Annotated in this window: 7 protein-coding genes and 1 pseudogene; 6 read left to right on the top strand and 2 right to left on the bottom strand. The window is 53.4% G+C overall.

The window, feature by feature from the left end; translation table 11 throughout:
• Positions 1 to 73 precede the first annotated feature (73 nt).
• Both HMPREF9469_RS25480 and HMPREF9469_RS25475 read left to right on the top strand, forming a co-directional pair.
• A complete protein-coding gene (locus HMPREF9469_RS25480; RefSeq protein WP_007868959.1) occupies positions 74 to 2,488 on the top strand; it encodes a ribonucleoside triphosphate reductase in 2,415 nt (804 codons plus the stop codon).
• 5 nt (positions 2,489 to 2,493) lie between these two features.
• Positions 2,494 to 2,787 carry a hypothetical protein gene (locus tag HMPREF9469_RS25475; protein WP_040417322.1) on the top strand — a complete coding sequence of 98 codons (294 nt, stop codon included), beginning with the start codon at positions 2,494 to 2,496 and terminating at the stop codon, positions 2,785 to 2,787.
• Positions 2,788 to 2,864: 77 nt separating this feature from the next.
• Here the strand turns inward: HMPREF9469_RS25475 and HMPREF9469_RS25470 are convergent, their stop codons facing one another.
• Positions 2,865 to 3,302: an FMN-binding protein gene (locus HMPREF9469_RS25470; protein ID WP_007868952.1), complete on the bottom strand. Its 438-nt coding sequence runs from the start codon at positions 3,300 to 3,302 to the stop codon at positions 2,865 to 2,867.
• A gap of 73 nt (positions 3,303 to 3,375) precedes the next feature.
• Between HMPREF9469_RS25470 and addB the strand changes: the two genes are divergently transcribed.
• Genes addB through HMPREF9469_RS25450 form a run of 4 tightly spaced genes read left to right on the top strand, consistent with a single transcriptional unit; the run spans position 3,376 to position 12,186 of the window.
• Positions 3,376 to 6,927, top strand: a complete 3,552-nt coding sequence (gene addB / locus HMPREF9469_RS25465) for a helicase-exonuclease AddAB subunit AddB (RefSeq protein WP_007868951.1) — start codon at positions 3,376 to 3,378, stop codon at positions 6,925 to 6,927.
• Positions 6,908 to 10,681 carry a helicase-exonuclease AddAB subunit AddA gene (addA, locus tag HMPREF9469_RS25460; protein WP_007868949.1) on the top strand — a complete coding sequence of 1,258 codons (3,774 nt, stop codon included), beginning with the start codon at positions 6,908 to 6,910 and terminating at the stop codon, positions 10,679 to 10,681. Before addB ends, addA begins: the two co-directional genes overlap by 20 nt.
• A 19-nt stretch (positions 10,682 to 10,700) precedes the next feature.
• Entirely contained in the window at positions 10,701 to 11,645 is a 945-nt protein-coding gene (locus HMPREF9469_RS25455) for a ketopantoate reductase family protein (protein WP_007868946.1), read from the top strand.
• Between the two features lie 16 nt (positions 11,646 to 11,661).
• Positions 11,662 to 12,186 (top strand): hypothetical protein, encoded by a 525-nt coding sequence (locus tag HMPREF9469_RS25450; protein ID WP_007868944.1) that lies wholly within the window; start codon positions 11,662 to 11,664, stop codon positions 12,184 to 12,186.
• Positions 12,187 to 12,238: 52 nt separating this feature from the next.
• Here the strand turns inward: HMPREF9469_RS25450 and HMPREF9469_RS25445 are convergent.
• Positions 12,239 to 12,623: pseudogene (locus HMPREF9469_RS25445) on the bottom strand (thymidylate synthase); the annotation flags it as partial.

The raw sequence follows: 12,623 nt of genomic DNA, 5'->3' as shown, positions 1-12,623 counted from the left end.
TTGGCGTCAGGCACTGTGGAATGGGCTATTTGAGCCGGGAGGCAGTAGTGAGGGTTTGAAAGGAGTAAGTGGTATGATTCAGGTAACAAAGAGGGATGGGGAGATTGCGGAGTTCAGTCTGAACAAGATCACGGAAGCGATCAAAAAAGCATTCAAGGCAACAAAGAAGGATTACAATAATGAGATTCTGGAGCTGCTGTCATTAAGGGTAACTGCGGATTTTCAGAATAAGATGAAGGACGGCAGGATTTCCGTTGAGGAGATCCAGGACAGTGTGGAGCATGTCCTTGAGCAGACCGGGTATACAGATGTGGCCAAGGCCTACATTTTATATAGAAAACAGAGAGAAAAGATACGCAACATGAACAGCACCATCCTGGATTACAAGGACGTGGTCAACAGCTACGTAAAGGTGGAAGACTGGCGTGTAAAAGAGAACTCCACGGTTACATACTCAGTGGGCGGTCTTATTCTGAGCAACTCCGGCGCTGTCACCGCCAATTACTGGCTCAGTGAGATCTATGACCAGGAGATCGCCGATGCCCACCGCAATGCGGACATCCATCTTCACGATCTGTCCATGCTCACCGGATACTGTGCGGGCTGGTCCCTAAAACAGCTTCTGATGGAGGGACTGGGCGGGATCACAGGAAAGATCACCTCATCCCCTGCAAAGCATTTATCCGTGCTGTGCAACCAGATGGTCAACTTCCTGGGCATTATGCAGAATGAATGGGCGGGAGCCCAGGCATTTTCCTCCTTTGATACATACCTTGCTCCTTTTGTAAAAGTAGATAATTTAAGCTATCCGGAGGTAAAGAAGTGTATTGAATCCTTTATCTATGGCGTGAACACCCCCAGCCGCTGGGGCACCCAGGCTCCCTTTTCCAATATTACCCTGGACTGGACCGTACCCAATGATATGGCGGAGCTGAATGCCATTGTGGGCGGCAGGGAGATGGACTTTAAGTACAAGGACTGCAAGGCCGAGATGGATATGATCAACAAGGCCTTTATTGAGACCATGGTAGAGGGAGATGCCAACGGACGAGGATTCCAGTATCCCATACCCACCTACTCCATTACAAGGGATTTTGACTGGTCGGAGACAGAGAACAACAAACTTCTCTTTGAGATGACCTCCAAATATGGAACACCTTATTTTTCCAATTATATTAACAGCGATATGGAGCCAAGCGATGTGCGCAGCATGTGCTGCCGTCTTCGTCTGGACCTGCGTGAACTGCGCAAGAAGACCGGCGGATTCTTTGGGTCCGGCGAGAGCACCGGTTCCGTGGGCGTGGTCACCATCAATATGCCCAGGATCGCTTACCTGGCCAAGGACGAGGCTGATTTCTATGAGAAGCTGGATCATATGATGGATATATCCGCCCGCTCCCTGAAGACAAAGCGCCAGGTGATCACCAAGCTGCTGAACCAGGGACTTTACCCGTACACCAGAAGATATCTGGGGACCTTTGAGAACCACTTCTCCACCATTGGACTGATCGGCATGAACGAAGCCGGACTGAATGCCAAATGGGTGAGAAAGGATCTTACCAGCAGAGAATGCCAGAAGTTTACCCAGGATGTGCTGAACCATATGAGGGAGCGTCTGTCCGATTACCAGGAGATGTACGGAGACTTGTATAACCTGGAGGCCACACCGGCGGAGTCCACCTCCTACCGCCTGGCTAAGCACGACAGGGCGCGTTATCCGGAGATCATCACAGCCGGCGGGGAGGGTGAGACCCCATACTACACCAACAGCTCCCATCTGCCAGTGAACTATACCGCGGATGTATTCGATGCCCTGGATATCCAGGATGAACTTCAGCCCCTGTACACATCCGGCACCGTATTCCATGCATTCCTGGGGGAGAAGCTGCCTGACTGGAAAGCCGCAGCGAACCTGGTGCGCACCATTGCCGAGAATTATAAGCTGCCTTACTATACCATGTCACCGACTTACTCTATCTGCAAGAGCCATGGATACCTGATCGGTGAACATTTCACCTGTCCGATCTGCGGCGGGAAGGCGGAAGTTTACAGCAGGATCACGGGGTACTACCGTCCGGTCCAGAACTGGAACGAGGGCAAGACACAGGAATACAAGGACCGCACCTCCTATGATATCGGCCGTTCCAAGTTAAAACACGGAGTGTCCAGGATCGTGGCGGAGAGCGCTGTAAAGCCGGCTCAGCCCGGTCAGGTGAAGTCCGAGAAGGCATCTGCTCCGGCTCAGCTGTATCTGTTTACAACCAAGACATGTCCAAACTGCAGGTCGGCCAAGGAATTTCTGAAGGGATGGGACTACCAGGTGGTGGATGCCGAGGAGCGCCCTGAACTGGCGGAGAAATTTGGAATCATGCAGGCTCCCACGCTGGTGATCGTCAGGGACGGTATCATCCAGAAGTTTGCCAATGCTTCCAATATCCGCAGGTTTGTGGAGCAGAAGGATACAGATACCGCGAAAGCGCAAAGGTAAAGAGAATGGATTTATTGTTTATGTTTATGGGGGCCCTGTGCCTGGCAGAGGGGATCGATCTGTTCACAGGGAATGATTTCCTCATGTTTGTGGGATCCACGAAGAAAGAAGATTATGATCTGGATAAGGTGTACGGGGCTGAGAAGTGGATCTTCCTCATCGATGCCGCCTGCAGCTTTGGAGTGGGCATGAACCGTCTGCCCAGGCAGGTGGAGATGGCTCTGCTGGTCCTGTTTGCAGCCACCCTGGTGGCCCATGTATATGTTTTCAAAAGTAAAAAATTCCGTAAGGAAAGTTGACAGCAAAAGAGGGCTGCTGCCCCTGAAGTTTGGGGCAGCGGCTTTTTGCAATATTCAGGATGCTGTTTTTTTGCCTGCTAATCTACCTTTGCTTTGTCCAGAGCCGTATTGATGGCGTTTAAAAGTGCGGTAGAGGTATAGCGGGATGCGCTTGGATATGTAAGGTTCTCTGTGGACTGGGTGCTTACAATCTGACTTGCCAGATCATCCAGGGTGGGCTGCATCAGGGGATACATGGTGGTGACAGCTTCACTTAAGGGAACCAGGTCAATGGAGTTAATGCGGTCGGCATCCACGGTTACTTCCACGTTCACATTTTCGCTGCCCAGAGTCAGTGCCGCGCTGTACACGCCGGGGACATAGCTGATGACATTGGCAGAGACAGCAGCGGCGTCCTTTTTGGGGCGGAACATGATGAAACAGAGAGTGATCAAAAGGATAGCAAGGCCTACGAAGATTGCAGTGTAGATGATCTCTTTCATCCGAAGCACCACAATTTTGGTTTTAGAGCTCATAGTCAGGACCTCTAAGATAGTTTGTTAAAGCTTATGATGGTACAGGGGGAAATATGAGAGGAGAGATAAAAAAGTGGCATTACAGTTCATATTAGGAGGGGCCGGATCCGGCAAAACAAGATATCTGTATGAGACAGCCATAAGGGAATCCATGGCCCACCCGGATATACAGTACCTGGTGGTGGTGCCGGAGCAGTTTACCATGCAGACCCAGAAGGAGATCATACGGCTTCACCCCAGGCACGGGGTTATGAATATCGACATCTTAAGCTTTAAGCGTCTGGCCTACAGGGTATTCGAGGACCTGGGGATCCATCTTCCCGTGGTCCTGGATGATATGGGCAAATCCATGGTCATCCGCAAGGTGGCAGGCATAAAGAGAAAAGAGCTTGGCATGTACGGCCACCATCTGGAACAGGCCGGATTTATCAATCAGCTGAAATCCCAGATATCCGAGCTTTACCAGTATGGGATCACTCCTCCCATGCTCAGACAGGTGATGAAGGAGGCTAATAGTCCCCTTCTGGAGCAGAAGCTGGAGGACCTGGAGGTGATCTACAGCGGGTTTAAGGAGTATATTGAAGAGCATTATATCACGGCCGAGGAGATACTGGATATCCTGTGCAGGGAACTTCCCCGCTGGAAGACGCTGCAAGACAGTGTCATACTGCTGGACGGATACACGGGCTTTACACCGGTGCAGTACAGGCTTGTGGAGCTTTTCCTCCTTTATGCCAGGGATGTGCTGTGTTCCGTGACCATTGACCCCAGGGCCAACGCTTATAAGGAGGGGAGCATTCAGCATCTGTTTTACATGGGAAAACATACCGTGTGCCGCCTGGCAGACATGGCGCTGCGTCATGATATAGAAAAAAAGCAGGACGTGGTCTGCGGCAAACGGCCCGGGGTGCGGTTTAAGGACAGCCCGGAGCTGGATTTCCTGGAACAGAACCTGTACCGGTACAATGGAAATTCCTGGAATGATCCGGTGGAGCGCATTGTGCTGTACAGGGGGCAGGGGCCTGCAGGGGAAGCAGCCTATGTGTGCAGCCGCATCCAGGAGATGGTCCAGGAAAAAGGCATGCGTTACCGGGACGCGGCTGTGATCACCGGTGATTTGTCCTCCTATGGAAGGGAGCTGGCTCACCAGTTTGATAATGCCGGTATCCCCTATTTTCTGGATGATAAAAAGAGCATCATGGAGAATCCGCTGGTAGAACTGATCCGGGCAGCCCTGGAAACGGTCAGGGACTTTTCCTATGAAAGTGTGTTCCGGTATCTGAAAACAGGGCTGATCTATTCCAGGAAGGGATGGGATGACCGGGAATTAGATGACGTTCAGAAGTCTGACAATGACCAGGAGTTTGATGGTTCCCGTGACCAGGTAGAACAGATGACAGATCGGCTGGAAAATTATGTAAGAGCCCTGGGCATCCGGGGATGGAAACGCTGGGAATCCCAGTGGGAAAAGCAGTACAGGGGCAGTGAAAAGCTGAATCTAAAGGAGCTGAACGCATACCGCCGGTGGATCCTTGAACCCCTGCGTCCCCTGCGGGAGGCTTTCCAGGAGGAAGGCGCCACGGTTGCATCTGTGACAGCGGCCCTCAGGGAATTTCTGGAGCGCATGGAACTTAAGGAAAAGCTGGAGGATTACAAGGAGTTTTTCCTGGACAGGGGAATGCCCGGAGATGAGAATCTGGCCAGGGAATACGGCCAGGTATATGATATGGTCCTGGAACTGTTTGGACGACTGGAAGGACTTCTGGGCGCAGAGAAGGCGGATCGGAAAAATTATTCCCAGATATTGGATGCCGGCTTTGAGGAGATCAAAGTAGGCGTGATCCCGGCCACCATAGACCAGGTGATGGTGGGGGACATTACAAGAAGCCGCCTGGAGGCAGTGAAGGTACTGTTTTTTGTGGGGGTCAATGAGGGGATCGTACCGCAGAGAAAGAGCGGAGGAAGCCTTCTCTCAGACAGGGACAGGGAGGCGTTTAAGGCATTGGACATGGAACTGGCGCCCACGTCCAGGGAGGATGGATGCATCCAGAAGTTCTATCTCTACCTTATGATGGCCAAGCCGTCCCTGAGCCTTGTCCTCACCTTTGCAGGCATGTCTGCAGACGGCAAAAGCCAGAGGCCTTCCAGCCTGATCGGTGAAGTGGAAAAGCTGTTTCCAAAACTGGAGGCCCTGGATGAGAGCGCTGTGGAGTGGCCGGTGCGTACCGTGCAGGATGGCCGGGAACATCTGATCAGGGGACTGAGGAAGATGCGGGAAGACAAGGAGGGGGGCCAGGGGGAAAACCCGCAGGAACGGACCGGGGAGGAAGCCGCTTTTTTGGAACTGTACAGATATTTTTACTGCTCCAAAGAGCACAGGGAACAGGTAAAACAGCTGGTGGAAGCTGCCTTTTACTCCTATGAGGAGAGGGGGATAGGCAGGGCAGCGGCCAGGGCGCTTTACGGCCAGAGCCTTCAGGGCAGTGTTACCAGGCTGGAACAGTTTGCCTCCTGCGCCTATGCACATTTCCTTAAATACGGCCTGGAACTGATGGAACGCCAGGAGTATGAGCTGGAGGCCGTGGACATGGGAAACCTGTTCCATCAGTCCATTGACCGCTGCTTTGAGGTCATGAAGAACAGCGGACAGGACTGGAGGAATCTGACGGAGGAAGCCAGGAGGAAGCTGGTGCAGGAATGCGTGTCCCAGGTGACGGAGGAATACGGCAACACCATTATGCAGAACTCAGCCCGCAACGCCTATCTGGCCGGAAGGATCGAGCAGATCACGGACAGGACCATCTGGGCCCTGGCAGAGCAGGTAAAAAAAGGCGATTTTGAGCCGGTTGGCTTTGAGGTGTCCTTTTCCTCCATTGACAACCTGAAAGCAATGCGCATCGGATTGTCCGAGGATGAGGAACTGCAGCTTCGGGGGCGCATCGACCGGATGGACCTGTGTGAGGATGAGGAGCATGTGTATGTGAAGATTATTGACTACAAATCAGGCACCACTGCCTTTGACCTGGCAGCGCTGTACTATGGACTCCAGCTTCAGCTGGTGGTCTATATGGACGCGGCCATGGAGATGGAGGAGAGGAATCATCCGGGAAAGGAAGTGGTCCCTGCCGGGATCTTCTATTACCATATCAACGATCCCCTGGCTGACAAGCAGGAGGGAATGACGGCGGAGGAGATTGAAAAGCAGATTCTGCGTCAGCTGAGGATGAACGGTCTGGTGAACAGCCAGCTGGATATTATCAATCATTTGGACAGGGAGATCCGGAAAGAATCAGATGTGATACCGGTCGCCATCAAGGACGGGTATGTGCAGGAGAGCCGGTCATCCGTGGCCAGTACCAGGCGGTTTGAGGATTTAAGGCGGTTTGTGAACCGAAAGCTGAAGGAAGCAGGGCAGGATATCCTTAAGGGGAATGTGGAGCTTAAACCCAGTAAGCAGGCGGACAGGACTGCCTGCGATTACTGTCCTTACCATGCGGTGTGCGGCTTTGACACCAAGACGGCGGGATATGGATACAGGAGACTGAAGGGGTTAAAGCCCGAGGAGATCTGGGCGGAGATATCGCCGGACAGGAAAGAGGAACAGGATGGCAGTGAGATGGACTGAAAAGCAGCAAAAAGTGATTGAAAGCAGGAACCGCAATCTGCTGGTGTCTGCAGCGGCAGGAAGCGGAAAGACGGCGGTCCTTGTGGAGCGCATTATCCGGATGATCAGTGAGGGGGAGCACCCTCTGGATATTGACCAGTTGCTGGTAATGACCTTTACCAACGCAGCCGCGGCAGAGATGCGGGAGCGGATCGGAGCGGCCGTGGAGCAGAAGCTGAAGGAGCGGCCTGAGGACGAGCATTTGTGGCTTCAGGCAGCCCTGATCCCCCAGGCAATGATCACCACCATTGACAGCTTCTGCCTGAATATCATACGGAACCATTTTAACAGTCTGGATATAGATCCCGCTTTCCGTATCGGAGATGAGGGGGAGCTGGCCCTGTTAAAAAGCGATGTTCTGGGGGAAATGCTGGAAGCATGCTATGAGGAAGGCAGGGAGGAATTTGCCGGATTCGTGGAGCATTTTGGACGGGGTAAGTCGGACCGGGGAATCGAGGATGTGATCCTCCAGGCATGGCAGTTCTCCCAGAGCCATCCATGGCCGGGGGAATGGCTGCTCAACTGCAGGGCTGAACTGGAGGAGGGAAACCTGGAGGAAATGGAGCAGAGTCCCTGGATGCAGTTCCTGTTCCAGGACACGGCCCGGCAGATGGAGGAACTTTCGGCACAGCTTAGGTCCGCCCTTTCAGTGTGCGGGGAAGAGAACGGACCACAGGCATACGAGCCCATGCTGCTCAGTGATGTGGGAAAGCTGGAGGCCATTGAACAGGCTGCGTCCCAGGGGAATTTTGAGGTCCTGTACCAGAGCCTTAAAAACATGAACTTTGACCGCCTGGCATCCATACGCAGCAAGGATATTGACGGGGAAAAGAAAGCGTTTGTCACCGCATGCAGGGATCGGGTGAAAAAGGCAGTGGGAAAATGCAGGGACCTGTACGGAGCCCAGAGCCCGGCGGAGGTGGTGGAGAGCATCCGGGGGACCAAGACAGTCATCGCGGAGCTTTTAAACCTTACGGGAATGTTCGATGAAGCGTACCGGGCAGCCAAACGGGAGCGGAATGTCCTGGACTTTAATGACCTGGAGCATTTGGCTCTGGAGGTGCTGCTGGAGAAGGCGCCGGAGGAGGCGCAGGAGCAGGAAAACAAGGAACGCCGCCCGTCCCCGGCAGCAGATGAGCTGAGCCGCCAGTTTGAGGAGATCCTGGTGGACGAGTACCAGGACAGCAACTATGTTCAGGAGGCCCTGATTACCAGCATATCCAGGGAGCGGTTCGGGCATCCCAATGTGTTTATGGTGGGGGATGTGAAGCAGAGCATTTACAGGTTCCGCCTTGCCAGGCCGGAATTGTTTATGGAAAAATATGGAAGCTATTCAGCGGAGGATGGTCCTTACCAGATGATCGAACTTCAGCAGAATTTCCGAAGCAGGGAATCCGTTCTCACCAGTGTCAATGATATATTTTACCAGATTATGACCAAGAATCTGGGCGGGATCACCTACACAAAGGATACGGCTCTTTATCCCGGAGCATCTTTCCAGGAAGTGGGCGGGGAGAATGTGGATGAAACCCTGAAGCGGAAAGAAGGCATTTCCCTGTCAGCCGGCACGCCCACGGAGCTGCTGATGGTGGATACGGGAGCGGAAGCCTTAAAGCAGCTGGACGAGGATGCCCTGGACTACACTGCCAGGGAACTGGAGGCCAGGATGATCGCAAAGCGCATCCGGGAGCTGGTAAGTGAGGAAAAGGGGCTCCTGGTCTGGGATAAGACAAAGGAGACATACCGCAGGGCACGGCTGGGGGATATGGTCATCCTTCTTCGCAGCATGACCGGCTGGTCCGAGGTGTTTGTAAATGTTCTGATGAACGAGGGCATACCTGCCAGCGCCCAGACCAGGACCGGATATTTTAACACGGTGGAAGTGGAGACCGTGTTGAGTCTGCTGTCCGTGATCGACAATCCTATGCAGGATATACCCCTGGCGGCCGTAATGCGCTCGTCCATTGTGGGAATGGATGATGAAGAGATGGCGTGGATGATGGCAGCCTACAAAAAGAACAGCAAAAAAGGGCAGGACCGGGGTGTTTATGGCGCCTGGACCTTGTGGATGGATGAGGAATGGGAACATCCCGGAACTGTACCTGAAACAGCCGCTGCCTCCATCAGGAAAAAGCTGGCTTATCTGCGGGAGCTTCTCGGTGAGCTGCGCAGTGAGGCCAGACATCTACCCATCCATGAGCTGCTGTACCGTGTGTACAGAAAAAGCGGATATTACGACTATGTATCCGCCATGCCTGCGGGAGAGACCAGAAGGGGAAACCTGGATATGCTGGTGGAAAAGGCAGCTGCCTATGAAGCCACCAGTTATAAGGGGCTGTTCCATTTTGTGCGCTATATTGAGAAGCTGAAAAAATATGATACGGACTTTGGCGAGGCCAGTGTGGCAGGTGAACAGGACCGTACGGTCCGCATTATGAGCATTCATAAGAGTAAGGGACTGGAGTTTCCTGTGGTGTTCCTGGCCGGCATGGGCAAGCGGTTTAATAAACAGGATGCTTACGGCAGGATACTGCTGGATGCGGATCTGGGAGTGGCGGCTGACCATCTGGACCTGGACCTTCGGGTGAAGGCGCCTACCCTCAAGAAACAGGCCCTGAAACGGCGTATGGAACTGGAGACCATGGGTGAGGAGCTGAGAGTCCTGTACGTGGCCATGACCAGGGCAAAGGAAAAGCTGATCATGACAGCTTCGGACAAGTCCCTTGAAAATAAATGCTCCAAATGGAAGGACTCCATGGCAGTGGGGGGACAGATTCCCTATACGGTGCTGGCCACAGCCGGTTCCTATCTGGACTGGGTCCTTATGGCCTGCCCTGCCGTGCCAAAGTCCCACTTGGAAGTGACCTGTGTCCAGGTTAGGGAGCTGATCGGAGAGGAGGTCGGCCGCCAGGTTATGAGGCGGATGACCAAGGAGGATCTGCTGGCCGTGGATAGCGCCAGGATATACGACAAAGAGGCGAGGGAAAAACTGGAACAGGCAGTGAACTACAGATATCCCCATATGGATGATACCGGGCTGTATGCCATGATTTCCGTGTCCGAACTTAAAAAGCAGAGCCAGATCGGACGGGCCCCGGAGGCAATCGGCACATCCGGCACGGACACGGAGGGCGCTGTGCTGGAAGCGCTGGCAGAGCCGGAAAGGGAGACGTCCGGTTCATCCGGCAGGGGAGCACTCAGGGGAACCGCTTATCACGCCGCCCTGGAACACATTTCCTTTATCCATATCCAAAGCCTGGAGGAGACGGAGCAGGCCCTGGAGGCGCTGGTGGAAAAGGGATACCTGGATCAGGAGTCCAGGGAACTGATCAACGGGCGGGATATATGGGCCTTTCTCAAAAGCCCGCTGGGAAAACGTATGGCAAAAGCACAGGAAGAGGGAAGGATCCACAAGGAGCAGCAGTTTATCATCGGTATCCCGGCCAGGGAAATGGACCGGGGGGATTCAGATGAACTGGTGCTGATCCAGGGGATCATCGATGCCTACCTGGATGAACCGGACGGACTGGTGCTGATCGATTATAAGACGGACCGGGTTCCGGGAAATGACAGGGAGCAGGGGGCGGCTATGCTGGCTGAGCGCTACCGGGTCCAGCTGGATTACTATGAGCGGGCTTTGACCCAGCTGACCGGGAAACGGGTGAAGGAGCGTATGATCTACTCCCTGGCCCTTCAGCGCAGTATCAAAGTATAGACAGAAAGAAGGTTATGATATGAATCAAAGGAAACCGATCAAAACAGTGTCGCTTATTGGGCTGGGGGCCATCGGATGCTTTTTTGCATCCCACCTACAGGGAATCTTAGGGGACAGACTCAGGATTATTGCCGGGGGAAGCAGAAAGGACAGGCTGGAGCGGGATGGCGTAACTGTAAACGGCGTCAATTACCGTTTCCATCTGGTGTCCCCGGAGGAGGACTGCAATGGTGATTATCCGGATCTGGCCATTATCATCACAAAATTTACGGGCCTTAACCAGGCAATCCAGGATATAAAGAACCAGATTGGGCCAAAGACCCTTATTATGGCCCCCCTAAACGGGGTGGAGGCCGAGGATATGGTGGCCGCTGTTTACGGATGGGATAACCTGCTTTATTCCCTTGCAAAGGTGAGCGTGGTCATGAAGGATGGGCAGGCTGTCTTTGACCCTAAGGTTGCCAGGATCGAATTTGGAGAGCGGAAAAATGAGACCATTTCCCCAAGGGTCCAGTCAGTGAAGGATCTGCTGGAAGCCGCGGGCATCTGCGCCATTGTCCCAAAGGATATGGAACGGGCCATCTGGTATAAATACATGTGCAATGTCAGCGAGAACCAGAGTGCAGCCGTGTTGGGAATCCCTTTTGGGGCCTGGAGTGTGAGCGCGGACGCTAACTTTATCCGGGAGGCCCTGATGCGGGAGGTGGTGGCCGTGGCCGGCAAAAAGGGAGTCAGGCTGACGGAGGAGGACATGGAAAAACAGGCAGAGCGCCTTGCCGTGGTACCTCCTAAGAATAAGCCGTCCACCCTTCAGGACATTGAAGCAGGGCGCAGGACAGAGGTGGAAATGTTTGGCGGTGCCATGATACGCATGGGACGGGAGCTGGGAGTCCCCACCCCTTATAATGAACTGTTTTATCATGCCATCAAGGTGCTGGAGCAAAAGAATGAGGGGCTCTTTTAAGGGAGGAAAGATGTACATGGACCAGAATCCATTGACTGCGGTCATAAAAGACCAGACATGGCGGGCGCTGTGGGAAGTGAAAAATGTGATCGACTGTGTGCCGGATGAACTGTGGGACAAAACATACTGTGCCATGCCGTGCTGGAAGCATATCTATCACATGCTCCATTCTCTGGACCTATGGCTCATCAACCCCCGCGACCGGATGTACCAGGAACCAGAGATACATGAGAAGGATCTGAACAACCTGGATGTGATATCAGAGAAGCGGATCTCAAGGGCAGAGATGGATGGATATGTTGGGGATATCGACAAAAAGATAAGGAACTATATTCTGGATCTGAAAGATGCACAGCTATTGGATCATCCGCCGGATTGTGAGTATGACAGGTTTACGCTGTTGCTGGCACAGTTCAGACATCTGCACAGCCATATGGGTATGATCATGGGATTTATCATTGACGATACGGGATTGTGGCCCAGGGTGCTGGGATTGGAGCATCCCATCCCGGAGGGGGAGTACAGTCAATATGTATCCTAAAAACGGACCGGTGCCTGACGCGTGATCAGGCACCGGTCCGTCCTCCATGGTCTTAGATCGCCACAGGGATCTTGGACTCAAAGGTGTGATACTGGTAATCCTCCAGACGGAAGCTGGAGGTGGTAAACTGGTAAAAATCAGTGATGGAAGTATCCATTGCCAGAGTGGGGCCGGGATAGGGCTCTCTTTTTAACAGTTCCTCCACCATGGGAATATGCCGGTCATAGATATGGGCATCCGCGATCACATGGACCAGCTCTCCGGCCTTAAGGCCGCTTACCTGGGCAAACATGTGGAGCAGCACGGCGTACTGGCACACATTCCAGCTGTTGGCCGTAAGCATGTCCTGGGAACGCTGGTTCAGTATCCGTTCAGCGTGTGGCCGGACACATTAAATGTCATGCTGTAGGCACGATGGGTAGAGGTTCATCTCGTGC

Origin of the sequence: [Clostridium] citroniae WAL-17108 (genome assembly GCF_000233455.1) — a bacterium.
In the GTDB taxonomy this organism is placed as follows: Bacteria; Bacillota; Clostridia; order Lachnospirales; family Lachnospiraceae; genus Enterocloster; species Enterocloster citroniae.
This window is presented reverse-complemented; position numbering and strand designations above follow the sequence as displayed.

Bases quoted from the DNA above. Each gene is read 5' to 3' on its own strand.
- HMPREF9469_RS25480 (WP_007868959.1), top strand. From the start codon at position 74: ATGATTCAGGTAACAAAGAGGGATGGGGAGATTGCGGAGTTCAGTCTG.
- HMPREF9469_RS25475 (WP_040417322.1), top strand. From the start codon at position 2,494: ATGGATTTATTGTTTATGTTTATGGGGGCCCTGTGCCTGGCAGAGGGG.
- HMPREF9469_RS25470 (WP_007868952.1), bottom strand. From the start codon at position 3,302: ATGAGCTCTAAAACCAAAATTGTGGTGCTTCGGATGAAAGAGATCATC.
- addA (WP_007868949.1), top strand. From the start codon at position 6,908: ATGGCAGTGAGATGGACTGAAAAGCAGCAAAAAGTGATTGAAAGCAGG.
- HMPREF9469_RS25455 (WP_007868946.1), top strand. From the start codon at position 10,701: ATGAATCAAAGGAAACCGATCAAAACAGTGTCGCTTATTGGGCTGGGG.
- HMPREF9469_RS25450 (WP_007868944.1), top strand. From the start codon at position 11,662: ATGGACCAGAATCCATTGACTGCGGTCATAAAAGACCAGACATGGCGG.